The 25,508-nt window shown below is 67.6% G+C and carries 25 protein-coding genes and 5 tRNA genes; 24 read left to right on the top strand and 6 right to left on the bottom strand.

What is annotated here, in order from left to right; translation table 11 throughout:
* Positions 1 to 86 precede the first annotated feature (86 nt).
* From FHQ07_RS05035 to FHQ07_RS05020, 4 genes are all read left to right on the top strand, one after another.
* Positions 87 to 1,358, top strand: coding sequence for a YihY family inner membrane protein (locus FHQ07_RS05035; RefSeq protein WP_139715777.1), 1,272 nt, complete (start codon positions 87 to 89; stop codon positions 1,356 to 1,358).
* A gap of 3 nt (positions 1,359 to 1,361) precedes the next feature.
* Positions 1,362 to 1,925: a TlpA family protein disulfide reductase gene (locus FHQ07_RS05030; protein WP_139715776.1), complete on the top strand. Its 564-nt coding sequence runs from the start codon at positions 1,362 to 1,364 to the stop codon at positions 1,923 to 1,925.
* An 11-nt stretch (positions 1,926 to 1,936) separates the two neighbouring features.
* Complete coding sequence (gene yccX / locus FHQ07_RS05025; protein WP_139715775.1) at positions 1,937 to 2,212, top strand: acylphosphatase; 276 nt, start codon at positions 1,937 to 1,939, stop codon at positions 2,210 to 2,212.
* A gap of 78 nt (positions 2,213 to 2,290) precedes the next feature.
* Positions 2,291 to 4,093 carry a tetratricopeptide repeat protein gene (locus tag FHQ07_RS05020; protein WP_139715774.1) on the top strand — a complete coding sequence of 601 codons (1,803 nt, stop codon included), beginning with the start codon at positions 2,291 to 2,293 and terminating at the stop codon, positions 4,091 to 4,093.
* On the opposite strand, the gene ppk2 is transcribed toward FHQ07_RS05020, so the two are convergent.
* The 6 genes from ppk2 to hemA are packed head-to-tail and all read right to left on the bottom strand — an operon-like array spanning position 4,083 to position 8,554.
* Positions 4,083 to 4,859 carry a polyphosphate kinase 2 gene (ppk2, locus tag FHQ07_RS05015; protein WP_139715773.1) on the bottom strand — a complete coding sequence of 259 codons (777 nt, stop codon included), beginning with the start codon at positions 4,857 to 4,859 and terminating at the stop codon, positions 4,083 to 4,085. The genes FHQ07_RS05020 and ppk2 overlap by 11 nt on opposite strands.
* Positions 4,856 to 5,188 (bottom strand): helix-turn-helix domain-containing protein, encoded by a 333-nt coding sequence (locus tag FHQ07_RS05010; protein ID WP_139715772.1) that lies wholly within the window; start codon positions 5,186 to 5,188, stop codon positions 4,856 to 4,858. Before FHQ07_RS05010 ends, ppk2 begins: the two co-directional genes overlap by 4 nt.
* A gap of 2 nt (positions 5,189 to 5,190) precedes the next feature.
* Positions 5,191 to 5,709 carry a molybdenum cofactor biosynthesis protein B gene (gene moaB, locus FHQ07_RS05005; protein ID WP_139715771.1) on the bottom strand — a complete coding sequence of 173 codons (519 nt, stop codon included), beginning with the start codon at positions 5,707 to 5,709 and terminating at the stop codon, positions 5,191 to 5,193.
* 34 nt (positions 5,710 to 5,743) lie between these two features.
* The gene (locus tag FHQ07_RS05000; RefSeq protein ID WP_139715770.1) at positions 5,744 to 6,205 is read right to left on the bottom strand and encodes a GNAT family N-acetyltransferase; all 462 of its coding nucleotides are present in this window, start codon (positions 6,203 to 6,205) and stop codon (positions 5,744 to 5,746) included.
* A gap of 1 nt (position 6,206) precedes the next feature.
* A complete protein-coding gene (prfA, locus tag FHQ07_RS04995; RefSeq protein WP_139715769.1) occupies positions 6,207 to 7,295 on the bottom strand; it encodes a peptide chain release factor 1 in 1,089 nt (362 codons plus the stop codon).
* Complete coding sequence (gene hemA / locus FHQ07_RS04990; protein ID WP_139715768.1) at positions 7,292 to 8,554, bottom strand: glutamyl-tRNA reductase; 1,263 nt, start codon at positions 8,552 to 8,554, stop codon at positions 7,292 to 7,294. Before hemA ends, prfA begins: the two co-directional genes overlap by 4 nt.
* A gap of 100 nt (positions 8,555 to 8,654) precedes the next feature.
* Here hemA and FHQ07_RS04985 point away from each other — a divergent pair, with 100 nt between their 5' ends.
* From FHQ07_RS04985 to rpoB, 20 genes are all read left to right on the top strand, one after another.
* Positions 8,655 to 10,334 (top strand): tetratricopeptide repeat protein, encoded by a 1,680-nt coding sequence (locus FHQ07_RS04985; protein WP_139715767.1) that lies wholly within the window; start codon positions 8,655 to 8,657, stop codon positions 10,332 to 10,334.
* A complete protein-coding gene (gene lolB, locus FHQ07_RS04980) occupies positions 10,331 to 10,981 on the top strand; it encodes a lipoprotein insertase outer membrane protein LolB (RefSeq protein WP_139715766.1) in 651 nt (216 codons plus the stop codon). Before FHQ07_RS04985 ends, lolB begins: the two co-directional genes overlap by 4 nt.
* Positions 10,978 to 11,871, top strand: coding sequence for a 4-(cytidine 5'-diphospho)-2-C-methyl-D-erythritol kinase (ispE, locus tag FHQ07_RS04975; RefSeq protein WP_139715765.1), 894 nt, complete (start codon positions 10,978 to 10,980; stop codon positions 11,869 to 11,871). Before lolB ends, ispE begins: the two co-directional genes overlap by 4 nt.
* Positions 11,850 to 11,925, top strand: a tRNA-Gln gene (locus FHQ07_RS04970). The genes ispE and FHQ07_RS04970 overlap by 22 nt, the downstream gene beginning before the upstream one ends.
* Positions 11,926 to 12,008: 83 nt before the next feature.
* Positions 12,009 to 12,968 (top strand): ribose-phosphate diphosphokinase, encoded by a 960-nt coding sequence (locus FHQ07_RS04965; protein WP_139715764.1) that lies wholly within the window; start codon positions 12,009 to 12,011, stop codon positions 12,966 to 12,968.
* 113 nt (positions 12,969 to 13,081) lie between these two features.
* Positions 13,082 to 13,735 carry a 50S ribosomal protein L25/general stress protein Ctc gene (locus FHQ07_RS04960; RefSeq protein ID WP_139715763.1) on the top strand — a complete coding sequence of 218 codons (654 nt, stop codon included), beginning with the start codon at positions 13,082 to 13,084 and terminating at the stop codon, positions 13,733 to 13,735.
* Positions 13,736 to 13,795: 60 nt separating this feature from the next.
* Positions 13,796 to 14,380: an aminoacyl-tRNA hydrolase gene (gene pth / locus FHQ07_RS04955; RefSeq protein ID WP_139715762.1), complete on the top strand. Its 585-nt coding sequence runs from the start codon at positions 13,796 to 13,798 to the stop codon at positions 14,378 to 14,380.
* A gap of 58 nt (positions 14,381 to 14,438) precedes the next feature.
* The gene (gene ychF / locus FHQ07_RS04950; RefSeq protein ID WP_139715761.1) at positions 14,439 to 15,530 is read left to right on the top strand and encodes a redox-regulated ATPase YchF; all 1,092 of its coding nucleotides are present in this window, start codon (positions 14,439 to 14,441) and stop codon (positions 15,528 to 15,530) included.
* Positions 15,531 to 15,635: 105 nt separating this feature from the next.
* Positions 15,636 to 15,721, top strand: a tRNA-Tyr gene (locus tag FHQ07_RS04945).
* A 74-nt stretch (positions 15,722 to 15,795) separates the two neighbouring features.
* Positions 15,796 to 15,869: transfer RNA gene (locus FHQ07_RS04940), tRNA-Gly, on the top strand.
* Positions 15,870 to 15,905: 36 nt separating this feature from the next.
* Positions 15,906 to 15,981: transfer RNA gene (locus FHQ07_RS04935), tRNA-Thr, on the top strand.
* 42 nt (positions 15,982 to 16,023) lie between these two features.
* Positions 16,024 to 17,214 (top strand): elongation factor Tu, encoded by a 1,191-nt coding sequence (tuf, locus tag FHQ07_RS04930; RefSeq protein WP_139715750.1) that lies wholly within the window; start codon positions 16,024 to 16,026, stop codon positions 17,212 to 17,214.
* A gap of 114 nt (positions 17,215 to 17,328) precedes the next feature.
* A tRNA-Trp gene (locus FHQ07_RS04925) sits at positions 17,329 to 17,404 on the top strand.
* A gap of 46 nt (positions 17,405 to 17,450) precedes the next feature.
* Positions 17,451 to 17,834 (top strand): preprotein translocase subunit SecE, encoded by a 384-nt coding sequence (secE, locus tag FHQ07_RS04920; protein ID WP_139715760.1) that lies wholly within the window; start codon positions 17,451 to 17,453, stop codon positions 17,832 to 17,834.
* A gap of 10 nt (positions 17,835 to 17,844) precedes the next feature.
* Positions 17,845 to 18,420 (top strand): transcription termination/antitermination protein NusG, encoded by a 576-nt coding sequence (nusG, locus tag FHQ07_RS04915; RefSeq protein ID WP_139715759.1) that lies wholly within the window; start codon positions 17,845 to 17,847, stop codon positions 18,418 to 18,420.
* A 193-nt stretch (positions 18,421 to 18,613) separates the two neighbouring features.
* Entirely contained in the window at positions 18,614 to 19,042 is a 429-nt protein-coding gene (gene rplK, locus FHQ07_RS04910) for a 50S ribosomal protein L11 (protein WP_139715758.1), read from the top strand.
* Between the two features lie 3 nt (positions 19,043 to 19,045).
* The gene (gene rplA / locus FHQ07_RS04905; protein ID WP_139715757.1) at positions 19,046 to 19,744 is read left to right on the top strand and encodes a 50S ribosomal protein L1; all 699 of its coding nucleotides are present in this window, start codon (positions 19,046 to 19,048) and stop codon (positions 19,742 to 19,744) included.
* 353 nt (positions 19,745 to 20,097) lie between these two features.
* Positions 20,098 to 20,637 (top strand): 50S ribosomal protein L10, encoded by a 540-nt coding sequence (rplJ, locus tag FHQ07_RS04900; RefSeq protein ID WP_028840191.1) that lies wholly within the window; start codon positions 20,098 to 20,100, stop codon positions 20,635 to 20,637.
* A 66-nt stretch (positions 20,638 to 20,703) separates the two neighbouring features.
* The gene (gene rplL, locus FHQ07_RS04895) at positions 20,704 to 21,072 is read left to right on the top strand and encodes a 50S ribosomal protein L7/L12 (protein ID WP_139715756.1); all 369 of its coding nucleotides are present in this window, start codon (positions 20,704 to 20,706) and stop codon (positions 21,070 to 21,072) included.
* 255 nt (positions 21,073 to 21,327) lie between these two features.
* Positions 21,328 to 25,491: a DNA-directed RNA polymerase subunit beta gene (gene rpoB, locus FHQ07_RS04890; protein ID WP_139715755.1), complete on the top strand. Its 4,164-nt coding sequence runs from the start codon at positions 21,328 to 21,330 to the stop codon at positions 25,489 to 25,491.
* Positions 25,492 to 25,508 lie beyond the last annotated feature (17 nt).

The following is a 25,508-nucleotide window of genomic DNA, read 5'->3' as shown; positions in this document are numbered from 1 at the left end:
CGCAATGTTTCGGGTGGAGCGCGCAGGATAGGCCATGCGACGCGACACACAAGATAAAGGCGGGGGCATCGGTTAGGCTTGGGCCGATGGAGCCGCTGGATTCCCTGAACCGCTGGAGCGAACGCCTGCGCGACCGCGCGCGCGCCGGCACCTTCTTCCGCTTCACCTGGAAGCGCTTCCTCGGCGATCGCCTGTTCGAGGCCGCCGGCGCGCTGTCGTTCACCACCGTGTTCGCGCTGGTGCCGCTGTCGATGGTGGTGTTCGGCGTGCTCTCGGCGTTCCCGGTGTTCGACGAATGGAGCGCCAGCCTCAAGACCTACATCTTCGCCAACTTCGTGCCGAGCGCGGCCAGCAAGGTGCAGGATTACCTGACGGAGTTCTCCGCAAACACCAAGTCGTTGACCACCACCGGCGCGTTCGCCTTGGTGGTATCGCTGCTGGTGACCCTGACCAGCGTCGAGGCGATCTTCAACCGGATCTGGCGGGTGCCGACCGCGCGCCCCAAGTTCGGCCGCTTCCTCGTCTACTGGACGGTGCTGACCCTCGGCGGACTGGTCGCCGCCACCAGCCTGGCGCTGTCCACCCGCTTCTTCGCGCTGGCGATCTTCGAGACCGTGCCGGGCCGCTGGCTGGAGGCGATCATGCTGCGGCTGGCGCCGATGCTGATCGAGATGCTCGCCTTCGCCGCGGTGTTCAAGGTCGTCCCGCACCGCACCGTCAAGTGGCGGCATGCGCTTGCCGGCGCGGCGCTGTCGGTGCTGCTGTTCGAGTCGGTGAAGTGGGGCATCGGCCTCTACCTCGGCAGCTTCGGCTCCTACCAGAAGATCTACGGACCGCTGGCCTTCGTGCCGATCTTCCTGCTGTGGATCTACCTCGGCTGGACCTCGATCCTGTTCGGCGCCTCGTTCGCGGCGTCGATGTCGGCGTTCCGTTACCAGCCCGCCGCGTTGCGCCTGCCGCACGGCTTCGAGCTGTACGGCCTGCTGCGCATGCTCGGCCGCTTCCAGCAGGCGCGCGCGCAGGGCCGCGGCCTGCACAGCGACGAGATCCAGCTGCTCGAACCCATCCTCACCGACAGCCTGGTCCAGGACATGCTGGGCAAGCTCGACGGGATCGACGTGGTCAGCCGTGCCGAGAGCGGCGAGTGGCTGCTCTCGCGCGACCTCGACGACGTCGCCATCGGCGAGCTCTACGAAGCCTGCCACCTGCGGGTGCCGGTGGCGGAAGCGCACCTGCCGCACCGCGACGATGCGCTGGGCGTGGCGGTGATGGGCGTGCTGGACGGGCTGCGCATGCCGTTGCGCGACCAGCTCAAGCAGCGCGTGTCCAGCGTGTACGAGGCAATCGGAGGAACCTGATCGATGCTGTTGCGGATCGCGATGCTGCTGTTGCTGGGGTTGTTGGCCGCATGCAAGCCGGAAGCCGGGCCCGCCACGCCCGCGGGACCGGCGGCGCAGCCGGAGCCCGCCACCCCGGCGCGGCCGGCGCGGATTCCCGCTGCCGCGGAGCGGCCGACCCTGCGCATCGCCACCCTCGACGGCAAGACCTTCGACCTGGCCGAACAGCGCGGCAAGTGGGTGGTCGTCAATTTCTGGGCGACCTGGTGCGGGCCCTGCCTGAAGGAGATGCCCGAACTGTCCGCGCTGGACGCGATGCGCGAACATGTCGTGGTGATCGGGCTGGCCTACGAGGACAACACGCCCGAGGCGATGACCGCCTTCATGAAGGAACACCCGGTGGTCTATCCGGTCGCGCTGGTCGACGTGTACGACCCGCCGAAGGATTTCGAGACCCCGCGCGGCCTGCCGATGACCTACCTGATCGCGCCGGACGGCAAGGTGGCCAGGAAATACACCGGCCCGCTCAGCGCGCGCATGCTCGAGGAAGACATCGCCAAGGCCGGCGGCCCAAAGGCGGGCGCTTGAACGGAGCCGGCATGGCGGTCGCGCGTTTCATCGTCCGCGGCAAGGTGCAGGGCGTGTGGTTCCGCGCCGGCACCCGCGACGAGGCGACGAAGCTCGGCGTGCGGGGCTATGCCTGCAACCTGGCCAACGGCGACGTCGAAGTGCTGGCGGCGGGCGATGCCGATGCGATCGCGCGCCTGCAGGAATGGCTGCGCCAGGGCCCGCCGCAGGCGCGGGTCGAGGAGGTGTTGCGGCTGCCGGCGCAACCCGGGATGGCCGTGCCAGTGGCGGGCTTCGCGATTCGCTGAATACCCCGGTGGGCGGATCCGGCACCGTCTTGCGTTCTCCTATGCAAGAATCGGGGCAGGGGGCCGGAATGAGCGCGCATGGTCGGTAATTTGATGGGCGAGCTGAGGCGCCGCAACATTCCGCGCGCGGCGATCCTCTACATCGGCTCGGTATGGGCGTTGGCGCAGGGCATCGCCCAGTTGGGGCCGGAAATCGGTGCGCCGGAATCGGCGACCCGCTGGTTCCTGATCGCCGCCGCCATCGGCTTCCCGTTCTGGATCGGGTTCTCCTGGCGCTACGAGTTCACCAGCCAGGGCCTGCGGCTCGAAAGCGAAGTCGACGACAACGCGCACGATGCGCGCACGGTCAAGCGCCGCACCGACCTGATCATCATCGGCGTGCTGGCGATCGCGGTGGTGCTGTTGCTGACCGACCGCCTACTCGACCGCGCCATGCCGGAGGTCGCCCAGGGCGGTCCGGTGCCCGCCGTGGCGGCGGCCAATTCGATCGCGGTGCTGCCGCTCGACAACGAAAGCGGCGACAAGGACCAGCAGTATTTCTCCGACGGCCTGTCGGAAGGCTTCATCATCGCGCTGGCGCGGATCGACGGCCTGCGGGTGATCAACCGCAAGTCCTCGTTCGACTTCCGCGACAGCAAGGAATCCAGCCAGACGATCGCCGCCAAGCTCGGCGTCGCCCATCTGCTGGAAGGCAGCGTGCGCCGGGTCGGCGATACCGTGCGGATCAGCGCCAGCCTGATCAAGGCCAGCGACGGCAGCACCTTGTGGGCGGACAGCTACGACCGCCCGTACAAGGACCTGTTCGCCCTGCAGGACCAGATCACCGCGCAGGTGGCCGCGGCATTGAAGCTGAGGCTGCAGTCGCCGCCGGCCAACGGCCAATCGTCCGGCCCGGCCCGGCCGGTGCAGCAGGGCGACCGTCCGCCCAGCAACAACCTCGAGGCCTACAACGCCTACATGCATGCGCGCGCGCCCGGCACCACCCAGGAAGAGGCCACCAGGCAATACGATCGCGCCATCCGGCTGGACCCGGCCTACGGCCTAGCCTATTCGGCGAAGGCGCGGATGCTGATCGATGCCGTATCCAACGGGCTGTCCGGTGCCGAGGCCGCGGATGCCTACGCGCAGGCGGATGCGGCCATCGAACAGGCGATGCGTGTGGCGCCCGAGCAGGCGTCCACCCGGATCGCGCGCGGCAAACTGCTGATGCTGCGGGACTTCGATTGGCAGGGCGGCGAAGCCGAGCTCAAGCGCGCGGTGGAACTGGCCCCGGACGATGGCGAGGCGCTGTTCCAGCTCGGGGTGGCGCGCGCCAGCCAGGGCGACCTGGCCCAGGCGGTGGAACTCACCCGCAAGGCCTTGAAGCTCGATCCGCGCAACCTGAGCTGGTACCCGTGGCTGGTCGCCTACCTGATGCCGCTGGGCAGGCTGGACGAGGCCGAGCAGGCGATCGCCCAGGCCATCGAATTGCATGACGGAATCTACAACCACTACCTGCTGACGATCAGCAAGGTCCTGCGCAAGGACGCAGCGGGCGCGAAAAAGGCGGCGGAGGCGGAGCCGGCGGGCGAGTGGCACGACTTCGCCCTGGCATTGGCGATGCAGATCGGGCCGGACCGCAAGCAGGCGGACGCGTTGCTGCAGGCGTGCATCGACCAGTACGCAAGCGGCTGGGCCTTCCAGATCGCGCAACTGTACGCCGTGCGCGGCGAGCCGGACCGCATGTTCGACTGGCTGCAACGCGCCTGGAAGGCGCGCGACCCGGGCATGCAGACCCTGCTCTACGACGCCCTGCTGTTGCGCTACCGCAACGACCCGCGCTACGCCGCGCTGGCGAAGGACGTGGGCTTGCCCAGCCCGGCCGCGCCGGCTACGCCTTGAATGCCGGGATCGGCTTCAGCACGCCATAGCGTTCCTTCGCCGGGGTTCCGTCCAGCGGCGGGAACTCGAGCGCCGGGGCATCGACCCCGGTATCCGGCAGGCGGTCCAGCAGGTCGCGCAGCAGGGTCAGGCGCCCGCGCTTCTGGTCGTTGAAATCGACCAGCGTCCATGGCGCATGCGCGGCATGGGTGGCTTTCAGCATCGCCTCGCGGGCCCTGGTGTAGGCGCCGTATTTCGTCCGCGCGTCGACGTCGATCGACGACAGCTTCCAGCGCTTGAGCGGATCCTGCAGGCGTTCGGCGAAGCGTTTTTCCTGCTGCGCCTGGTCGCAGCACAGCCAGTACTTGAACAGCAGGATGCCGTCGTCCGTCAGCATCTTCTCGAACAGCGGCGCCTCCTTGAGGAAGGTCTTGACCTGGGCGTCGCTGGTGAAGCCCATCACCTTCTCCACCCCGGCGCGGTTGTACCAGCTGCGGTCGAACAGCACGATCTCGCCGGCCGCGGGCAGGTGCGGCACGTAGCGCTGGAAGTACCACTGCGTGGCTTCGCGCTCGCTGGGCTTGGGCAGGGCGACCACCCGGCACTGGCGCGGATTCAGGTGCTCGCGGAACGCATCGATCGCGCCGCCCTTGCCGGCGGTGTCGCGGCCCTCGAACAGCACCAGCACGCGCTTGCCGGTGTGCTGCAGCCAGCGCGCCATCGCCGCCAATTCCTCCTGCAGCGGCTCCAGCAGTTGCTCGTAGTGCTTGCGCTTGAGCTTGCTCATTTGCCCTGCGCCCTCGGCTTCATGCTGCGCGCCACTTCCAGCAAGGCGCCCTGCTGCCTGCTGTTGAGCTTGCGGTACGCCGCGAGCAGGTCGTGCTCGCCCTTGCTGCGCGCGGGGTCCAGCGTGCTGGCCAGTTCGCCGAGCAAGGCCCCGGCCGGCACGCCGAAGGTGCGCGCCAAGGCGTCGATCTGGTCCTTGCCCGGGATCTTGTCGCCTTTCAGCCAGGCATTGACCGTGCTCACGCCCGCGCGCGGGATGGCGGTGGCGATGTCGACCACGCTCAGGCCGCTGGCCTTGCTGAGCAGTCGCAGGGTGGTATCGAGGGCCATCGTCACTCCTTGAGGCGGGGTTTCAGGTTGGCGAGGTTGCAGGGCTTGGTGCGCGCGTCCAGCTGCGCGGCGATGATCTTCTCCCAGCCGGTGCGGCAGGCCGAGGTGGAGCCGGGCAGGGCGAACAGGAAGGTGGCGTTGGCCAGGCCGGCGAACGCACGCGACTGCAGGGTGCTGGTGCCGATCTCCTCGAAGCTCAGCGCGCGGAACAGTTCGCCGAAGCCGTCCATGCGCTTGTCCAGCAGCGGCAGCAGGGCTTCCGGCGTGGAATCGCGGCCGGTGAAGCCGGTGCCGCCGGTGACCAGGATGCCGTCGACATCGGCATCGGCGATCCAGCGCGAGACCAGCGCGCGCATCGCGTACTTGTCGTCGCGCACGATGGCGCGTTCGTGCAGGCGATGGCCGGCATCGCGCAACGCATCGCAGAGGTAATCGCCGGAGGTGTCGTTGTCCGCCGTGCGCGTGTCGGAGACGGTCAGCACGCACAGCGCGAGAGGCTTGAAGTCGGTGGCGGCGGTCATGCGCCGAGTGTAGGCCGGGCCGCGGCCCGCTGCATCAGTGGTGCTGCTTCGAGAACGACAGCGAGTACCACTGGGTCGCGTCCTCGTTCCAGCCGGCGGCGCGGTACAGCGCGCGGGCGACGGCATTGTCCTGCGTCGTTTCCAGCGAGATGCCGGCGGCGCCGTCGTCGCGGGCGAACTTCGCCGCGGCATCCAGCAGGCTGCGCGCCACGCCGCCGCGGCGCGCACCGGCATCGACGTACAGGTCGTTGAGGATCCAGGTCTTGGCGGTGCGCACCGAGGAGAACATCGGGTACAACTGCACGAAGCCGGCGATGGCGCCGTCGCGCTTGGCCAGCAGCACCACCGACTCGCCGACGCGCAGGCGGCTGCGCAGCCAGTCGCGCGCCCGCGGCACGTCGGAGGGCTGGCCGTAGAACTGGCGGTAGGCGTCGAACAGCACGGCGAGGGCATCGAGGTCGGCGGGGCCGGCGCGGGAAATCACGGTGTCGGTCATGTCAGTTCTCGCGTGCGAGGCGCGCCAGTTCCTCGGCCTGCTGCTCCTGCTGCAGGCGCAGCACCAGCGGGTCGAGGTCGCCTTCGATGATGTTGGGCAGGTCGTACAGGGTCAGGCCTTCCACGCGGTGGTCGGTGATCCGGCCCTGCGGGAAGTTGTAGGTGCGGATGCGCTGGCTGCGGTCGCCGCTGCCGACCTGCAGCTTGCGGTCGGCGGCCTGCGCGGCGGCGCGCTTCTCGAGTTCGGCTTCGACCAGCATCGCCTGCAGGCGCTTCATCGCCTTGTCGCGGTTGGCGTGCTGGCTGCGCTCGGTCTGCGATTCGACGACGACCCCGCTGGGCACGTGGGTGATGCGGATCGCCGATTCGGTCTTGTTGACGTGCTGGCCGCCGGCGCCCGAGCTGCGGAAGGTGTCCACCTTCAGGTCGGCCGGGTTGATCGTGATCTCGGCGTCGTCGCCGGGTTCGATCGCGATGATCGCCACCGTCGCCGCCGAGGTGTGGATGCGGCCCTGCGATTCGGTGGCCGGCACGCGCTGCACGCGATGGGTGCCGGATTCGTACTTGAGTTTCGCATAGGCGCCGTCGCCTTCGACGCGGGCCACGATTTCCTTGAAACCGCCGTGTTCGCCGGGGTTGGCCGATTCCACTTCCACACGCCAGCCCTGCGTTTCCGCATAGCGCGAATACATGCGGAACAGGTCGCCGGCGAAGATCGCGGCCTCGTCGCCGCCGGTGCCGGCGCGCACTTCCAGGTACAGGCCGCCGGAATCGCGCGCGTCCTTGGGGATCAGCTGCGCCAGCAGTTCGCCTTCCAGTTGCGCAAGGCGTGCAGTGGCGGCTTCGATTTCGTCGTCGGCCAGTTCGCGCAGTTCCGGATCGCTGCGCATCGCCTCGGCGGCGGCCAGGTCGGCGCGCGCCTGCGCTTCCGCGGCCAGCGCATCGGCGACCGGCTGCAGCGTCGAGAACTCGCGCGACAGGTTGCGGAAGCGCGTCTGGTCGGCGGCCACCGACGGATCGGCCAGCAGGCGTTCGACTTCCTCGCGGCGCTCGACCAGGGCGTCGAGCTTGCGGCGCAGCGCTGGGGTCATGCGTCGGTGTCGCCCGTGCCGTGCGGGAACAATTTCTCCGCCGCGCGCGGCAATTCGCCATCACCGCTGAGCGCGGCTTCGCGCAGCGCCACCGTCGGTGCGTGCAGCAGGCGGTTGGTCAGCGTATGCGCCAGGAACTCCAGCGCTTCCTGCGGCGATGCGCCGGCGGCGAGTTGTTGCTGCGCCTTCGCCAATGCCTCGGCGCGCGCGGCATCGCCATGCGCGCGCAGGCGCAGGATCGGCTGCTGGCGGCCGCTGGCCTGCAAGTGCTCGACGAAGCGCGCGGTCTGCAGCTCGACGATCGCCTCGGCCTGTTCGGCGGCTTCGCGGCGGCTGCGGCGGTTGTCCTCGATCGCGCGCTCCAGGTCGTCCACCGTGTACAGGAACACGTCGCGCAATCCCGAAACATCCGGCGCGATGTCGCGCGGCACGGCCAGGTCGAGCAGCAGCATCGGCCGATGCTTGCGCAGGCGCAGCGCATGTTCGACCTGCGCGCGATGCAGCACCGGCTCGCGGCTGGCGGTGGCGGAGATCACGATGTCGGCTTCGGCCAGGTGCTTGTCCAGTTCGGCCAGCGGCAACGCGACGCCGCCATGGCGAGTGGCGAGGTCCTGCGCGTGGGCGAGGGTGCGGTTGGCGATCAGCAGGCGCTGCGCCTTGGCTTCCACCAAGTGCCGCGCGGCCAGTTCGATGGTCTCGCCGGCGCCGATCAGCAGCACGCTGGACTCGCTGAGGCGGGCGAACGAATCCTGCGCCAGTCGCACGGCCGTTGATGCCACTGAGACCGGATTCGCGCCGATGCGGGTGTCGGTGCGTGCGCGCTTGGCGGTGGCGAAGGCTTGCTGGAACAGGCGGTCGAGTTGGCCGCCCAACGCGCCGGCATCGCGCGAGGCCGCCCAAGCCTGCTTCACCTGGCCCAGGATCTGTGGCTCGCCCAGCACCAGCGAGTCCAGGCCGGTGGCGACCCGGAACAGGTGGCGCACGGCATCGCCGTCGCGGTGCCGGTACAGGTAGGTGTGCAGGTCGTGGCCGGTGTCCGGGTGGGTGGCCAGCCAGTCGGCCAGCGCGCGGCCGTCGTCGTCGGTATGCGCGTACAACTCGGTGCGGTTGCAGGTGGACAGCAGCACCGCCTCGTGCACCTGCGGCAGCTTGCGCAGCGAGGCCAGCGCGTTGCCCAGCGCATCCGGGGCGAACGCCACCTTCTCGCGCAGGGCAACCGGCGCGGTCTGGTGGTTGATGCCGAGGACGTGCAGGCTCATCGAAAGTTCAATCGGGTGTCCGAAATCCGTTCAGGCGCCTGCGCTAAGCTGCCGGCACGACCGGACATTGTACCGGCCCCGGTTTCAAGAAGAATTTTCCATGCCAATGCCGAAACGCCGTGGTTCCCGCCTGCTGCTCTGCCTTGCCCTGCTGGCGGGGGCGTTGCCGGCGCAGGCCGCGAAACCCTTGCCTTCGCCGGCCGAAGACCCGCTGGAAGCCAGCATCGCCGGCGAATTCGCCCTGCAGGCCGGGCAACTGCCCGATGCCGCGCGCCGCTACCTGCAGGCCGCGCGCGCAGCCTCCGATCCGGTGCTGGCCGAGCGCGCCACCCGCATCGCCCTGTTGGCGAACGAAGACGCCCTGGCCCGCGAAAGTTATGGCCTGTGGCAGTCGCTGGCCCCGCAGCAGAGCGCGCCGCGGCAGGCGGTGGCCGCCACCCTGGCCCTGCGTGCGGGCGATAGGCGCGCGGCCAGGCGCGAGCTGCAGGGCTTGCTGGCCGATGGCGGCGACGGCTGGAAGCATGTGCTGGCCGCGCTGATCGGCGCGGTCGGCAAGCAGCCCAAACTGGTGGTGGCGGTGCTCGACGACCTCGTCGACGACGGTGCGTTGCCCGACAAGCTGGAGCCCTGGCTGGGTTTCGGCGGGCTGGCGCAGCGGCTGGAGCAGCCGGCGGTGGTGGAACGGATCGTCCAGCAGGTGGTCGCCCGTTTCCCCGGCGAGCCGCGCGTGAGCTTGCTGCGTGCCCAGCTGTTGCGCGAGGACGGCAAGCTCGAGCAAGCGCGGTCGCTGCTTGCGGGGCTCGAAGACGCCGCGCGTTCGTCGCCGCAGTTGCGCTGGTCGCTGGCCGGCGAATACGACGCGCTGGGCGATGCTGCGCAGGCGGCGCGGGTGCTGTCGTTCGGCGCGCAGGATGAATCGAGTTACGCGCAGCGGGCCGCACTGCTCGACAAGGCCAAGGACAAGGCCGGCTTGGCGACGCTGTACGACGAATTGAGGCGCGAGGCCACGCGGCCGAATCCCATGCGCCGGTTGCTGCTGGGGCAGGTGGCCGAACTGCTGGAACGCTACGAGGAAGCCCTAGCCTGGTACGCCAACGTGCCCGGCGAGCAAGCGCAGGGCATCGCCCGCCTGCGCAGTGCCAACGTGATGTTCCAGCTGCAGCGCAAGCCGCAGGCCTACGAGGCGCTGCGTGCGATCCAGTCGGATGCCACCCTGGAAGAAGACGCCCAGCGCGACGCCTACCTGCTGGAGGCCGAACTGCGGCTCAAGGACAAGGATGCCGTCGGCGAACTGGACGCCTATTCGCGCGGCCTGGCCGCCTTCGCCGATGACGAGGCCCTGCTGTATTCGCGTGCATTGCTGTGGGAGCGCCGCGACGAGATCGCCAAGGCCGAGGCGGATTTCCGCCGCATCCTGGTGATCGCGCCGGACGACGTGAACGCGCTGAACGCGCTGGGTTACACCCTGGCCGACCGCACCACGCGCTACAAGGAGGCGCTGGAGCTGATCGACCGCGCGCGCGTGGCCGAACCGGGCAACGCGGCGATCATCGACAGCTACGGCTGGGTGCTGTTCAAGCTGGGCAAGCCGCGCGAGGCGCTGGGCCACCTGCGCCATGCCTTCGCCCTGCAGAAGGATGCCGACATCGCCAGCCACCTGGCGCAGGTGCTGTGGGTGCTGGGCGAGAAGGACGAAGCGCGCAAATATTTCGAGGAAGCGCGCCGCATCGACCCGGAAAATCGCGCCTTGCGGCGCGCGCTGAAGGACGTGGGGGCATGAAGCTCCGCGTTTCCATCGCGGCCGCATGCCTCGCGCTGGCCGGTTGCCAGACCATGGCGACCAAGCCGGTGGTGGTCGATCTGCCCGATCCGGCGGCGCCTGCCGCGCAGCGCGCGCGCGAAGCGGCGCTCGGCCTGGCCGCGGGCGACTGCGCTGCGCCCGACTGGAGCATGGCTGGCCGCGTGGCGCTGTCCAACGGCAAGGACGGCGGCAGCGGGCGCATCGAATGGCTGCAGGGCGACGGTCGGGTGCAGGTCAGCCTGTCCGCGCCGATCACCCGCCAGAGCTGGACGCTGGCGGTCGATGCGGGCGAAGCGACGCTGGACGGGGTGCCGAATGGCCCGCTGCGGGGTCCTGACGCAGCTGCGTTGCTGCGCGCGGCGACCGGCTGGGACATCCCGGTGGCGGCGCTGGGCTGTTGGATGCGTGGGGCGCAGGCGGCAGTCGCGACGTTCGGCGCGTCGCGCATCGTGTTCGCCGCCGGCCAGCTGCCGGCGCGGATCGAGCAAGCTGGCTGGGTCGTCGATTACGCCGACTGGAAGGCCGATGCCGTGTCCGGCCTGCCGATGCCAGGCCGGATCAATGCCCAGCGCGGCGAGGATCGCGTGCGGCTGGTCGTCGACCGCTGGGACGCCAGCCTCGAATGAGTCGTTTCCCCGCTGCGCAGGGCTGGAGCGCCTGGCCGGCCCCGGCCAAGCTGAACCTGTTCCTGCAGATCGTCGGGCGCCGGGCCGATGGCTACCACCAGCTGCAAACCGTGTTCCGCCTGCTCGACTGGGGCGACAGCGTATTCCTGCGCCCGCGAATGGATGGCGTGATCGCCCGGGTAGGTGAGGGTGCGGCCGGCGTGGCGGAAGCCGATGATCTGCTGGTGCGCGCAGCCAAAATCCTGAAAAATGAGTCGAAATGCGTACAAGGTGTCGATATCGGCATCGAAAAACGCATTCCGATGGGTGGCGGCTTCGGCGGTGGATCATCTGATGCGGCGACCGTGCTGGTGGCCCTGAACCGGCTCTGGGGCCTGGGTTTCGATTTCGAACGGCTGGCCGAGCTGGGCTTGCGGCTGGGTGCCGACGTGCCGGTCTTCGTGCATGGCCGCAATGCCTGGGCGGAGGGCGTGGGGGAGCGGCTGACCGCCATCGACCTGCCCTCGGCCTGGTACCTGCTGGCCAGTCCGGGCGTCCATGCCGCCACCGCCGGACTTTTCCAAGCGCCTGATTTGACGCGGAATGCTGCACCCGCGAAAATAGCGGACTTCCTTTCCGGAACCGCGCTCGGCAATGCGTTCGAGCCGGTGCTGCGCCGCCGCGAACCCGCCGTCGAGGCCCTGTTCGAAGCGTTGGCGCGCATCGGCACGCCGCGCTTGACGGGTTCGGGCAGCGGCTGCTTCGTCGAATTCGCCACCCGCGAATCCGCCGAGGCGGCGCTGGCCGCTTTGCCAGTGGGCGTGAATGCCTGGCTGGCGCGCGGCGCGGATCGGTCGCCACTGCTGGACGCGGTGGAGAGTTTCACTACAGGGGCGTCGCCAAGCGGTTAAGGCACCAGGTTTTGATCCTGGCATGCGTAGGTTCGAATCCTTCCGCCCCTGCCATCCTGCAATACGTGCAATTCCTTGCCGCGCGCCAACCGCGCGGTCATTTCCACCGCCACGGTCAGAGCGCAGCGGAGCTGAACATGCAGGACGAACGCAACTTGCTGGTGTTTTCGGGCAACGCCAACCGGCCGCTGGCCGAGGCGGTCTGCCGCGAACTCGGCATCCGCCCGGGCAAGGCCCTGGTCAGCCGCTTCTCCGATGGCGAAGTGCAGGTGGAGATCGAGGAGAACGTGCGCCGGCAGGAGGTCTTCGTGATCCAGCCGACCAACGCGCCGACCGCCGAGAACTTCATGGAGTTGCTGGTGCTGGTGGACGCGCTGAAGCGCGCCTCGGCGGCCAACGTCACCGCGGTGGTGCCGTACTTCGGCTACGCCCGCCAGGATCGCCGCCCGCGTTCCTCGCGCGTGCCGATCACGGCCAAGGTGGCGGCCAAGATGTTCGGCGCGGTGGGCACCGATCGGGTGTTGACGGTCGACCTGCATGCCGACCAGATCCAGGGCTTCTTCGATATCCCGGTGGATAACGTCTACGCCTCGCCGCTGCTGCTCGCCGACATCTGGCGCGCGCACGGCACCGACAACCTGATCGTGGTCTCGCCGGACGTCGGCGGCGTGGTGCGCGCGCGCGCGATCGCCAAGCGCCTCGACGATGCCGACCTGGCCATCATCGACAAGCGCCGGCCGAAGGCCAATGTCGCCACCGTGATGAACATCATCGGCGACGTGGAGGGCAAGACCTGCGTGCTGGTGGACGACATCGTCGACACCGCCGGCACCCTGTGCGCCGCGGCGAACGCGCTGAAGGAGCGCGGCGCGCTGAAGGTGGCGGCGTACTGCACCCATCCGGTGCTGTCCGGCGCCGCGCTGGACAACATCGCCAGGTCGCAGCTGGACGAACTGGTGGTGACCGACACCATCGCGCTGTCGCCCGCGGCGCGCGCCTGCGGCAAGATCCGCCAGCTCAGCGTCGCCGAGCTGCTGGCCGAAACCATCCGCCGGGTGGCGTTCGGCGAATCGGTCAGTTCGCTGTACGTGGACTGACGGCACGTTTCGCGATGCCGGCGAATGCCGGCATCGCACCCCACTCACCTGGTCGCGGGTGAGTGTCTTCGCCGCCGCGAGGCGGTTCATCGCAATGAAGTGAGTACATCGAAATGTCCGAACACAACATCTCGGCCACGAGCCGCAACGTCGAGGGGAAGGGTGCGAGCCGCCGCCTGCGACTTGCCGCTTCGATCCCGGCCATCGTCTACGGCGGCAAGTCCGCGCCGCAGGCCATCCAGCTCGACCACGAGAAGATCTGGCTGGCCCAGCAGAACGAGTGGTTCTATTCGTCGATCCTGAACCTGGACGTCGACGGCAAGGTCGAGCAGGTGCTCCTGCGCGACATGCAGCGCCATCCGTTCAAGCAGATCATCATGCACCTGGACTTCCAGCGCGTGGACGCCAACCAGGCCCTGCGCGCCAGCGTCCCGCTGCACTTCCTGAACCAGGACAAGTCGCCGGCCGGCAAGACCGCGGGCATCCTGGTCCTGCACGAGCTGAACGAAGTGGAAGTCAGCTGCCTGCCGAAGGACCTGCCGGAGTTCATCGAGATCGACCTGTCGAACCTCGCCGTGGGCGACATCGTCCACCTGTCCGACCTCAAGCTGCCGAAGGGCGTCGAGCTGCCGGAACTGAAGCTGGGCAAGGAACACGACGTCGCCGTGGTGATCGCCAAGCACGGTCGCGAAGACGTGGCCGAAGAGGCTGCGCCGGCCGCTGCCGACGTGCCGGCGACCAAGGCCGCGAAGAAGGACGACAAGTAATCGCGCCGCGGCCCGCCGGTTCGCGCCGGCGGGCTGCCCGCATTGCTTTGCGACGCCGCGATGGCAGGCTTGCGCCTCATCGTCGGGCTGGGCAATCCCGGACCCGAACACGCCCGAACCCGGCACAACGCCGGGTTTTGGTTTGTTGACGCCCTGGCCGAGCAGGCCGGCGCGCGCTTCGGCCTGGAGAGCAAGCTGTTCGGCGAAACCGCCAGGGTGGAGATCGCCGGGCAGAGCGTCTGGTTGCTGAAGCCGGCGACCTTCATGAACCTGTCCGGCAAGTCGGTGGCGGCGGCGCTGCGCTACTGGAAGATCGAGCCGGAGGAGGCGCTGCTGGCGCACGACGAACTGGACCTGCCGCCCGGCGTGGCCCGGCTCAAGTTCGACGGCGGCCACGGCGGCCAGAACGGCCTGCGCGACACCATGCGCCTGCTCGGGCATGGCAAGTTCCACCGCCTGCGGATCGGCATCGGCCATCCCGGGCACAAGGACAAGGTCACCCCGTGGGTGCTCGGCAGGCCCGGGCGCGACGACGAGGCGGCGATCCTGCGCGCCATCGACGACGCCATCGGCGTGCTGCCGCTGGCGGTGAACGGCAACTACATGGATGCGATGACCCGGCTGCATACCCCGCGGCCGGGCTGATCCAACCGAATTTTCTTCGCATGGCGAAACGCCGTGCGGCAACGGAGCAACACGCGACATGGGCATCAAATGCGGCATCGTCGGCCTGCCGAACGTCGGCAAGTCCACGCTCTTCAATGCGCTGACCAAGGCCGGCATCGCCGCCGCCAACTTCCCGTTCTGCACGATCGAGCCGAACGTCGGCATCGTGCCGGTGCCGGATCCGCGGCTGAACGCGCTGAGCGAGATCGTCAAGCCGCAGAAGGTGATCCCGACCGCGGTCGAATTCGTCGACATCGCCGGCCTGGTCGCCGGCGCCGCCAGCGGCGAGGGCCTGGGCAACAAGTTCCTGGCCCACATCCGCGAGGTCGACGCGATCACCCACGTGGTGCGCTGCTTCGAGAACGACGACGTGATCCACGTCAACAACAAGGTCGATCCGCTGGCCGACATCGACACCATCGACACCGAGCTGGCGCTGGCCGACCTGGAATCGGTGGACAAGGCGATCTCGCGCTACGAGCGCGTCGCCAAGAGCGGCGACAAGGACGCCAAGGCGAAGATCGACGTGCTGCAGAAGCTGCGCGCCGCGCTGGACCAGGGCAAGGCCGCGCGCAGCGTGGCGCTGGACGAGGAGGAGAAGGCCGCGGTACGCGAGCTGTTCCTGCTCACCCTGAAGCCGGTGATGTACGTGGCGAACGTGCTGGAGGACGGCTTCGAGGGCAACCCGCACCTGGACGCGGTGCGCAAGCGCGCAGCGGAAGAGGGCGCGGAGGTGGTGCCGGTGTCGGCCGCCATCGAGGAAGAACTGAGCCAGCTGGACGATGCCGACCGCGACGATTTCCTCAAGGACCTAGGCCTGGACGAGCCCGGCCTGAACCGGGTGATCCGCGCTGCCTACAAGCTGCTGGGCCTGCAGACCTACTTCACCGCCGGGGTGAAGGAAGTCCGTGCATGGACGGTCAAGGCCGGTTCCACCGCGCCGCAGGCCGCCGGGGTGATCCATACCGATTTCGAGAAGGGCTTCATCCGCGCCGAGACCATCGGCTACGACGATTTCCTCAAGTACAAGGGCGAATCCGGCGCCCGCGATGCCGGCCGCCTGCGCCTGGAAGGCAAGGAATATCGGGTGCAGGAAGGCGATGTCCTGCATTTCCGCTTCAACGTCTGACGAAAACTGCAATTTCGGTGGTCGTGGCCGTTGACAGGCGGCCAAGCGCACCCCAAAATTGCGGGCTCTTTGGGACGTCCCTGCGGCAACCCAGCGAAACAATTCGGAGGGATACCCAAGCGGCCAACGGGGGCAGACTGTAAATCTGCTGGCTTACGCCTTCGGTGGTTCGAATCCACCTCCCTCCACCAGCTTCAAGCGGTATCGTTTTGTTCCACCCGGCGGCCTTACCAGCCATCGGCGCAACACAGGCAGGGCTCCCGGTGCGGGAGTAGTTCAATGGTAGAACTGTAGCCTTCCAAGCTACTAGCGCGGGTTCGATTCCCGTCTCCCGCTCCACCATTGCACCACGACGCCCGTCCCGCCTTACAACTTGCTCACGTAGCTCAGTCGGTAGAGCACCTCCTTGGTAAGGAGGAGGTCGAAGGTTCGATTCCTTTCGTGAGCACCACTATTCACTGGTGACATCCAGTAACTCCAACGAGACGCAGCCATGGCAAAGGGTAAGTTCGAGCGCACCAAGCCCCACGTGAACGTGGGCACGATTGGCCACGTGGACCACGGCAAGACGACGCTGACGGCGGCGCTGACGAAGGTGGGCGCGGAGCGTTTCGGCGGCGAGTTCAAGGACTACGGTTCGATCGACGCGGCGCCGGAAGAGAAGGCGCGCGGCATCACGATCTCGACGGCGCACGTGGAATACGAGTCCCCGAACCGCCACTATGCGCACGTGGACTGCCCGGGCCACGCCGACTACGTGAAGAACATGATCACGGGTGCGGCGCAGATGGACGGCGCGATCCTGGTGTGCTCGGCGGCCGACGGCCCGATGCCGCAGACCCGCGAGCACATCCTGCTGTCGCGCCAGGTGGGCGTGCCGTACATCGTGGTCTACCTGAACAAGGCGGACATGGTGGACGACGCCGAGCTGCTGGAGCTGGTGGAGATGGAAGTCCGCGAGCTGCTGAGCAAGTACGAGTTCCCGGGCGACGACACCCCGATCATCTCGGGTTCGGCGCGCATGGCGCTGGAAGGCGACCAGTCGGAGATCGGCGTGCCGTCGATCATCAAGCTGGTGGACGCGCTGGACACCTGGATTCCGGAGCCGGAGCGCGACATCGACAAGCCGTTCCTGATGCCGGTGGAAGACGTGTTCTCGATCTCGGGCCGCGGCACCGTGGTGACGGGCCGCATCGAGCGCGGCATCATCAAGGTCGGCGATGAAATCGAGATCGTCGGCATCCGCCCGACCCAGAAGACCACGGTGACCGGCGTGGAAATGTTCCGCAAGCTGCTGGACCAGGGCCAGGCGGGCGACAACGCGGGCCTGCTGCTGCGCGGCACCAAGCGCGACGACGTGGAGCGCGGCCAGGTGCTGTGCAAGCCGGGTTCGATCACCCCGCACACCGACTTCGAGGCCGAGGTGTACGTGCTGTCGAAGGACGAGGGCGGCCGTCACACGCCGTTCTTCAAGGGCTACCGCCCGCAGTTCTACTTCCGCACGACCGACATCACCGGTGCGGTGACCCTGCCGGAAGGCGTGGAGATGGTGATGCCGGGCGACAACGTGAAGATGGTGGTGTCGCTGATCAACCCGGTGGCGATGGACGATGGCCTGCGCTTCGCGATCCGCGAAGGCGGCCGTACCGTCGGCGCCGGCGTCGTCGCCAAGATCATCAAGTAAGCCCCTGCGTTTCCCCCGTTTCCGCCTGCGGGAACGGGTTGGGGTGAAAGGCAGGCGGCGCAAGCCGCCGTTGCCTTTTCAGGAAACGGCACAATCAACAAGTAGCAAATCGATACGCCAGTAGCTCAATTGGCAGAGCAGCGGTCTCCAAAACCGCAGGTTGGGGGTTCGAGTCCCTCCTGGCGTGCCATCCGCGACCCGTGTCGCCGGCGCGCGCGCCAACAGAGATCGACGTTTTGACCAGCAAGACGCTGCCTACCCAGTCCGCCTCCGGTGGGGACATCGTGAAGTACGCCCTCGCGCTGCTGCTGGCGGCGGCAGGCCTGTTCGCCTTCTACTGGTTCGACGGCCAGTGGCCCACCGGCGTGCGCATCCTTGCGGTCGTTGCCGGCCTGGTGGCGGGCGGCCTGGTGTTCATGGCCACCGCCAAGGGCGTGCAGGCCCGCGAGTTCCTCTCGGAATCGCGCTTCGAGCTGCGCAAGGTGGTGTGGCCGACCCGCCAGGAAACCACGCGCACGATGTGGGTGGTGATCGCGGTGGTCATCCTGATGAGCCTGATGCTGGCCGGCATGGATCTGGTGATCCAGGCGGCGGTCAAGTGGCTGCTGGGCAATGGTTGAGGATCGCACGATGACGGAAGCTCAGATCGACAAGCGCTGGTACGTGGTGCACGCCTATTCCGGCTTCGAGAAGTCGGTGGCGCAGGCGCTGCGCGACCGCATCGCGCGGATGGGCATGCAGGACCGCTTCGGCGAAGTGCTGGTGCCGACCGAGGAAGTGATCGAGATGCGCGCCGGCCAGAAGCGCCGTTCGGAGCGCAAGTTCTTCCCGGGCTACGTGCTGGTGCAGATCGCCACCCACGACGAGGCCGGCATCCCGCGCATGGACAACGAGTCCTGGCACCTGGTGAAGGAAACCCCGAAGGTGATGGGGTTCATCGGCGGCACCGCCGACCGCCCGCTGCCGATCCGCGACGCCGAGGCCGACCAGATCCTGCAGCGGGTGCAGGAGGGCGTGGAGAAGCCGAAGCCGAAGGTGCTGTTCGAGCCGGGCCAGATGGTCCGCGTGGTCGACGGTCCGTTCAACGACTTCAATGGCGTGGTCGAGGAAATCAACTACGACAAGAGCCGCCTGCGGGTCGCGGTGCTGATCTTCGGCCGTTCGACCCCGGTCGAGCTGGAGTTCGGCCAGGTCGAGAAGGCCTGACCGGCCTGCCCGCTGGGCGGGCAGCCAAAAACCTGATATGCTTTCCGGCTCCCTGCGGGGAGCCAGACAAACGACCGGCCGCCTTGCGCGGCCGTCGGCACGTGAGACGAATCACAACGTGAAGCCGGGGCACGCGCTCTTCCCGGCCCGATGGGGAGCCTGACAACAGGCGTTTGCACCCGGAGAAGCAGCAATGGCAAAGAAAGTAGTCGGTTACATCAAACTGCAGGTCAAGGCCGGCCAGGCCAATCCGTCGCCGCCGGTGGGTCCCGCCCTCGGCCAGCGCGGCCTGAACATCATGGAGTTCTGCAAGGCGTTCAACGCGGCGACCTCCAAGCTGGAACCCGGCCTGCCGACCCCGGTGATCATCACCGCGTACTCGGACCGCACCTTCACCTTCGTCACCAAGAGCACGCCGGCGTCGGTGCTGCTGAAGAAGGCCGTGGGCATCGCCTCGGGCTCCAAGCGTCCGAACACCGACAAGGTGGGCAAGGTCTCCCGCAAGCAGCTGGAAGACATCGCCAAGACCAAGGAAGCCGACCTGACCGCGGCCGACCTGGACGCGGCGGTGAAGACGATCGCGGGCACCGCCCGCTCGATGGGCCTGGTGGTGGAGGGTTAAGACATGGCGATGACCAAACGACAGAAGACGATCCTCGCCGCCACCCAGCCGGGCAAGGCGTATCCGATCGAAGAAGCGCTGAAGATCCTGAAGGACAGCAGCAAGGCCAAGTTCGTGGAAGCGATCGACGTGGCCGTGCGCCTCGGCGTCGATGCCAAGAAGTCCGACCAGCAGGTGCGCGGTTCCACCGTGCTGCCGGCCGGTACCGGCAAGTCGGTGCGCGTGGCGGTGTTCGCCCCGGCCGGCGCCAAGGCCGATGAAGCCGCGGCCGCGGGTGCCGAAGCGGTGGGCATGGACGACCTGGCGGAGAAGATGATCGCCGGCGACCTGAACTACGACGTGGTGATCGCCACCCCGGACGCGATGCGCGTGGTCGGCAAGCTGGGCCAGGTGCTGGGCCCGCGCGGCCTGATGCCGAACCCGAAGGTCGGCACCGTGTCGCCGAACCCGGCCGAAGCCGTGCGCAATGCGAAGGCGGGCCAGGTGCGTTACCGCACCGACAAGGCCGGCATCATCCACTGCACGATCGGCAAGGCCAGCTTCGAGAACGAAGCGCTGAAGGGCAACCTGCAGGCGTTGCTGATGGACCTGATCAAGGCCAAGCCGTCCAGCTCGAAGGGCACCTACCTGCAGAAGATCTCGGTCAGCTCGACCATGGGCCCCGGCGTGACCGTGGACCAGTCTTCGCTGACGCTGAAGTAATTCGCTACACCCTTCCCGCACCGCGCGGGGAGGCGCAACAAATTTTGAAGGCCCCGCATCGGGCAACCGATGCGGAAGCCGTCAAAGACCGCAGGTGCGGTCTGCGCAAGGCAACGACGGGCATGGATGCTCACATGGCATGGAATCGCCGTTGCCGAAGGCGGGATCGCTTAATCCGCATCGTTGATTCGATCGGGCCTGCGTAGATGGTGATGCCCTTCTGGAATCGCGTTGGTTCAAGCACCTCTGGATGGCCACCACCGGGATGCCCGGCATCCCCGACGCCACGGAGCGGTGTCGCCCAGGACCGTCAGCGGCTGGAGCCGCGGGCGGAGTTCATTAGGAGGAGTGAAATGGCTCTCAATCTGTCGCAGAAACAGAACGTTGTCGCCGAGGTGGCCGAAGTCGCCGCCAAGGCGCACTCCTTGATCGCAGCCGAGTACGCAGGCACCACGGTCTCCCAGATGACCGCGATGCGCAAGAAGGCCCGCGAAACCGGCGTGTACTTGAAAGTCGTCAAGAACACGCTGGCCGCGCGCGCCGTGGAAGGCACCGATTTCGCAGTCGCAAAGGACTCGATGGTCGGCCCCCTCCTGTATGCGTTCTCGACCGAGGAGCCCGGCGCCGCCGGTCGCCTGATCAAGGAATTCGCAAAGGGTAACGACAAGCTTCAGCCGAAGCTGGTCGTGGTCGAAGGGCAGCAGTACGGCCCGGCGCACGTCGAAGTGTTGGCCTCGCTGCCGACCCTCGAGCAGGCGCTCGGCATGCTGGCCCGCGTGCTGGCCGAACCGGCGGCGATGTTCGCCCGCGCGGTCAAGGCCGTGGCCGACCAGCAGGGCGGCGGCGACGCCGCTCCGGCTGCCGAAGCCGCCGCCGAAGCCGAACCGGCCTAAGCCCAAGACGACGTTTTCATTCAACGAAACCAATTCTTTAAACAGAATTTTCCAGAGGTAATCGAAATGTCCCTGTCCAACGAGCAAATCGTCGACGCCATCGCCGCCAAGTCGCTGATGGAAGTGATGGAGCTGGTGAAGGCCATCGAAGAGAAGTTCGGCGTCTCCGCCGCCGCCCCGGTCATGGCCGTCGCCGCTGCCGGTCCGGCCGCCGCCGTCGAAGAGCAGACCGAGTTCAACGTCATCCTGAAGTCGGCCGGCGAAAAGAAGGTCGAAGTGATCAAGGCCGTCCGCGCCATCACCGGCCTGGGCCTGAAGGAAGCCAAGGACCTCACCGAGGCCGGCGGCACCGTGAAGGAAGGCGTGTCGAAGGAAGACGCCGAGAAGATGAAGAAGGACCTTGAAGCCGCCGGTGCGACCGTCGAAGTCAAGTAATCCTTACTTGCGTCGTCAGCTGGCATCGACGACACGCTGAAGGCTGGGGGCCACAAGCCCCCGGCCTTTGGTCGTTGTATCGGAACGGAAGTTTCCAGGTCGTTCCGCAGCACATGAAGTTCATGAGTTGACAGTCGGAAGTAGCGGGAGAAGGCGTGCTGGTGCCGGCAATACCAGCGACTTCCAACTGTCAGTTCCAGCCATTCCCCCACGGCCGCCCATGCGCGGCCGCACGAGAGACGAGGCGCACGCCACATGACTACCGCCACCCAGCAGTATTCGTTCACCGAGAAGAAGCGCATCCGCAAGGACTTCGGCAAGAGCCGTTCGATCCTGGAAGTGCCGTTCCTGCTCGCCATCCAGGTCGACTCCTACCGCGAGTTCCTGCAGGAGCACGCCGAGCCGTCCAAGCGCGCCGACCGCGGCCTGCACGCCGCGCTGAAGTCGGTGTTCCCGATCAGCAGCTACAGCGGCAACGCCGCGCTGGAATACGTCGGCTACAAGCTCGGCGAGCCGCTGTTCGACGAGCGCGAATGCCGCAACCGCGGCCTGAGCTACGGCGCCCCGCTGAAGGTGACCGTGCGCCTGGTGATCTACGACCGCGAGTCGTCGACCAAGGCGATCAAGTACGTGAAGGAGCAGGAGGTCTACATGGGCGAGATCCCGCTCATGACCGACAACGGCACCTTCATCGTCAACGGCACCGAGCGCGTCATCGTCTCCCAGCTGCACCGCTCGCCGGGCGTGTTCTTCGACCACGACCGCGGCAAGACGCATAGCAGCGGCAAGCTGCTGTTCTCCGCGCGCGTGATCCCGTACCGCGGCTCCTGGCTGGACTTCGAGTTCGACCCGAAGGACGCGCTGTTCACCCGCATCGACCGCCGCCGCAAGCTGCCGGTGTCGGTGCTGCTGCGCGCGCTCGGCTACAACAACGAAGAGATGTTGAACGAGTTCTTCGACATCAACACCTTCCACATCGAAGCCGAAGGCGTGCAGCTGGAGCTGGTGCCCGAGCGCCTGCGCGGCGAGACCCTGGACTTCGACCTGGCCGACGGCGACAAGGTCATCGTCGAGGCCGGCAAGCGCATCACCGCGCGCCACGTGAAGCAGCTCGAAGCCGCCGGCGTGTCCGCGCTGGCGGTGCCGGACAGCTACATCGCCGGCCGCATCCTCTCGCACGACGTGATCGACCCGAAGACCGGCGAGCTGCTGGCCTCGGCCAACGACGAGATCAACGACGACATCCTGGGCAAGCTGCGCAAGGCCGGCATCGCCAGCGTCGGCACCCTGTGGGTGAACGACCTCGACCGCGGCGCCTACCTGTCCAACACCCTGCGCATCGACGGCACCAAGACCCAACTGGAAGCGCTGGTCGAGATCTACCGGATGATGCGCCCGGGCGAGCCGCCGACCAAGGACGCCGCGCAGAACCTGTTCCACAACCTGTTCTTCACCTTCGAGCGCTACGACCTGTCCTCGGTCGGCCGCATGAAGTTCAACCGCCGCATCGGTCGCGACAGCGTCACCGGCGCGCCGGTGCTGTACGACGCCAAGTACTTCGCCGACCGCAAGGACGAGGAATCCGTGCGCCTGCGCAACGAGTGCGGCGCGGGCTCCGACATCCTCGACGTGATTAAGGTGCTGACCGAGATCCGCAACGGCCGCGGCGTGGTCGACGACATCGACCACCTCGGCAACCGCCGCGTGCGTTCGGTCGGCGAAATGGCCGAGAACGTGTTCCGCGTGGGCCTGGTCCGCGTCGAGCGCGCGGTCAAGGAGCGCCTGTCGATGGCGGAGGCCGACGGCCTGTCGCCGCAGGACCTGATCAACGCCAAGCCGGTGGCCGCCGCGATCAAGGAGTTCTTCGGCTCCTCGCAGCTGTCGCAGTTCATGGACCAGAACAACCCGCTGTCGGAAGTGACCCACAAGCGCCGCGTGTCCGCGCTTGGCCCGGGCGGCCTGACCCGCGAGCGCGCCGGCTTCGAAGTGCGCGACGTGCACCCGACCCACTACGGCCGCGTCTGCACCATCGAGACGCCGGAAGGCCCGAATATCGGCCTGATCAACTCGCTGGCGGTGTTCGCCCGCACCAACAAGTACGGCTTCCTGGAGACGCCGTACCGCAAGGTGGTGGACGGCAAGGTCACCGACGAGATCGAGTTCCTGTCGGCGATCGAGGAAGTGGGCAAGGTCATCGCCCAGGCCAATGCGCCGCGCGACGGCAAGGGCAACATCACCGCCCAGTTCGTGGCCTGCCGCTTCAACGGCGAAAACGAACTGCGTCCGCCAAGCGAAGTGCAGTTCATGGACGTCAGCCCGATGCAGACCGTGTCGGTCGCGGCGGCGCTGGTGCCGTTCCTGGAGCACGACGACGCCAACCGTGCGCTGATGGGCGCGAACATGCAGCGCCAGGCGGTGCCGACGCTGAAGTCGCAGAAGCCGCTGGTCGGCACCGGCATCGAGCGCGCGGTGGCGCGCGACTCGGGCGTGACCGTGAACGCGCGCCGCGGCGGCGTGATCGAGCAGATCGACGCCGGCCGCATCGTGGTCAAGGTGAACGAGGCGGAGATCTCCGGCGAGCACGATGCCGGCGTCGACATCTACACCCTGATCAAGTACACGCGTTCCAACCAGAACACCTGCATCAACCAGACCCCGCTGGTGAACGTGGGCGACGTGGTCGCGCGCGGCGACGTGCTGGCCGACGGCCCCTCGACCGACATCGGCGAGCTGGCCCTGGGCCAGAACATGCTGATCGCCTTCATGCCGTGGAACGGCTACAACTTCGAAGACTCCATCCTGCTCAGCGAGCGCGTGGTGGAGGAGGATCGCTACACCACGATCCACATCGAGGAGCTGACCTGCGTCGCCCGCGACACCAAGCTCGGCCCGGAGGAAATCTCCGCGGACATCCCCAACGTCTCCGAGCAGGCGCTGAACCGCCTCGACGAGAGCGGCGTGGTGTACATCGGCGCCGAAGTGCGCGCCGGCGACATCATGGTCGGCAAGGTCACGCCGAAGGGCGAGAGCCAGCTGACCCCGGAAGAGAAGCTGCTGCGCGCGATCTTCGGCGAGAAGGCCTCCGACGTGAAGGACAGCTCGCTGCGCGTGCCGCCGGGCATGGACGGCACCGTGATCGACGTGCAGGTGTTCACCCGCGACGGCATCGAGAAGGACAAGCGCGCGCGCCAGATCGAGGAATCCGAGATCAAGCGCGTCAAGAAGGACTTCGACGACCAGTTCCGCATCCTCGAGTCGGCGATCTACGCGCGCCTGCGCGAGACCCTGCTGGGCAAGACCGCCAACGGCGGCCCGGGCGTCAAGAAGGGCGACAGCGTGTCCTCGCTGGTGCTGGACGGCCTGAAGAAGTCCGACTGGCTGCAGCTGCGGATGAAGGACGATGACGCCAACGACGCGATCGAACGCGCCGCCAAGCAGCTCGACGCGCACCGCAAGGAGTTCGACAAGCGCTTCGACGACAAGCGCGGCAAGATCACCCAGGGCGACGACCTCGCCCCGGGCGTGCTGAAGATGGTCAAGGTGTTCCTGGCGGTGAAGCGCCGCATCCAGCCGGGCGACAAGATGGCCGGCCGCCACGGCAACAAGGGCGTGGTCTCGACGATCGTCCCGGTCGAGGACATGCCGTACATGGCCAACGGCGAGACCGTCGACATCGTGCTGAACCCGCTGGGCGTGCCGTCGCGCATGAACATCGGCCAGGTGCTGGAAGTCCACCTGGGCTGGGCCGCCAAGGGCCTGGGCCAGAAGATCCAGCGCATGCTCGATGCACAGGCCAAGATCGCCGACCTGCGCAAGTTCCTCGACGAGATCTACAACCACGACACCAGCACCCACGCCCACCGCGTCGACCTCAAGCAGTTCAGCGACGCCGAACTGCTGACCCTGGCGCAGAACCTCACCGACGGCGTGCCGATGGCCACCCCGGTGTTCGACGGCGCGGCCGAGGCCGAGATCAAGAAGATGCTCGAGCTCGCCGAGCTGCCGCTGTCCGGCCAGACCGTGCTGCACGACGGCCGCACCGGCGAGGCGTTCGAGCGCGAGGTCACGGTGGGCTACATGCACATGCTGAAGCTGAACCACCTGGTCGACGACAAGATGCACGCGCGTTCGACCGGCCCGTACTCGCTCGTCACCCAGCAGCCGCTGGGCGGCAAGGCGCAGTTCGGCGGCCAGCGTTTCGGCGAAATGGAAGTCTGGGCGCTGGAAGCCTACGGCGCGGCCTACACCCTGCAGGAAATGCTGACGGTGAAGTCCGACGACGTGCAGGGCCGCAACCAGATGTACAAGAACATCGTCGATGGCGAGCACGAGATGGTCGCGGGCATGCCGGAATCCTTCAACGTCCTCGTGAAGGAAATCCGCAGCCTGGCCATCAACATGGAACTCGAGGAGCACTGAGTTTCGCGACGGCGCGG

Origin of the sequence: Thermomonas aquatica (genome assembly GCF_006337105.1) — a bacterium.
In the GTDB taxonomy this organism is placed as follows: domain Bacteria; phylum Pseudomonadota; class Gammaproteobacteria; order Xanthomonadales; family Xanthomonadaceae; genus Thermomonas; species Thermomonas aquatica.
This window is presented reverse-complemented; position numbering and strand designations above follow the sequence as displayed.

Excerpts from the sequence above, each read along its gene's own strand:
- rplK (WP_139715758.1), top strand. The coding sequence starts at position 18,614 with ATGGCAAAGAAAGTAGTCGGTTACATCAAACTGCAGGTCAAGGCCGGC.
- yccX (WP_139715775.1), top strand. The coding sequence starts at position 1,937 with ATGGCGGTCGCGCGTTTCATCGTCCGCGGCAAGGTGCAGGGCGTGTGG.
- tuf (WP_139715750.1), top strand. The coding sequence starts at position 16,024 with ATGGCAAAGGGTAAGTTCGAGCGCACCAAGCCCCACGTGAACGTGGGC.
- FHQ07_RS04965 (WP_139715764.1), top strand. The coding sequence starts at position 12,009 with ATGCAGGACGAACGCAACTTGCTGGTGTTTTCGGGCAACGCCAACCGG.
- FHQ07_RS05020 (WP_139715774.1), top strand. The coding sequence starts at position 2,291 with ATGGTCGGTAATTTGATGGGCGAGCTGAGGCGCCGCAACATTCCGCGC.
- lolB (WP_139715766.1), top strand. The coding sequence starts at position 10,331 with ATGAAGCTCCGCGTTTCCATCGCGGCCGCATGCCTCGCGCTGGCCGGT.
- FHQ07_RS05035 (WP_139715777.1), top strand. The coding sequence starts at position 87 with ATGGAGCCGCTGGATTCCCTGAACCGCTGGAGCGAACGCCTGCGCGAC.
- FHQ07_RS05010 (WP_139715772.1), bottom strand. The coding sequence starts at position 5,188 with ATGGCCCTCGATACCACCCTGCGACTGCTCAGCAAGGCCAGCGGCCTG.
- FHQ07_RS05030 (WP_139715776.1), top strand. The coding sequence starts at position 1,362 with ATGCTGTTGCGGATCGCGATGCTGCTGTTGCTGGGGTTGTTGGCCGCA.
- ppk2 (WP_139715773.1), bottom strand. The coding sequence starts at position 4,859 with ATGAGCAAGCTCAAGCGCAAGCACTACGAGCAACTGCTGGAGCCGCTG.
- rpoB (WP_139715755.1), top strand. The coding sequence starts at position 21,328 with ATGACTACCGCCACCCAGCAGTATTCGTTCACCGAGAAGAAGCGCATC.
- hemA (WP_139715768.1), bottom strand. The coding sequence starts at position 8,554 with ATGAGCCTGCACGTCCTCGGCATCAACCACCAGACCGCGCCGGTTGCC.
- FHQ07_RS04960 (WP_139715763.1), top strand. The coding sequence starts at position 13,082 with ATGTCCGAACACAACATCTCGGCCACGAGCCGCAACGTCGAGGGGAAG.
- FHQ07_RS04985 (WP_139715767.1), top strand. The coding sequence starts at position 8,655 with ATGCCAATGCCGAAACGCCGTGGTTCCCGCCTGCTGCTCTGCCTTGCC.
- rplJ (WP_028840191.1), top strand. The coding sequence starts at position 20,098 with ATGGCTCTCAATCTGTCGCAGAAACAGAACGTTGTCGCCGAGGTGGCC.
- pth (WP_139715762.1), top strand. The coding sequence starts at position 13,796 with ATGGCAGGCTTGCGCCTCATCGTCGGGCTGGGCAATCCCGGACCCGAA.
- prfA (WP_139715769.1), bottom strand. The coding sequence starts at position 7,295 with ATGACCCCAGCGCTGCGCCGCAAGCTCGACGCCCTGGTCGAGCGCCGC.
- nusG (WP_139715759.1), top strand. The coding sequence starts at position 17,845 with ATGACGGAAGCTCAGATCGACAAGCGCTGGTACGTGGTGCACGCCTAT.
- ispE (WP_139715765.1), top strand. The coding sequence starts at position 10,978 with ATGAGTCGTTTCCCCGCTGCGCAGGGCTGGAGCGCCTGGCCGGCCCCG.
- rplL (WP_139715756.1), top strand. The coding sequence starts at position 20,704 with ATGTCCCTGTCCAACGAGCAAATCGTCGACGCCATCGCCGCCAAGTCG.
- rplA (WP_139715757.1), top strand. The coding sequence starts at position 19,046 with ATGGCGATGACCAAACGACAGAAGACGATCCTCGCCGCCACCCAGCCG.
- moaB (WP_139715771.1), bottom strand. The coding sequence starts at position 5,709 with ATGACCGCCGCCACCGACTTCAAGCCTCTCGCGCTGTGCGTGCTGACC.
- ychF (WP_139715761.1), top strand. The coding sequence starts at position 14,439 with ATGGGCATCAAATGCGGCATCGTCGGCCTGCCGAACGTCGGCAAGTCC.
- FHQ07_RS05000 (WP_139715770.1), bottom strand. The coding sequence starts at position 6,205 with ATGACCGACACCGTGATTTCCCGCGCCGGCCCCGCCGACCTCGATGCC.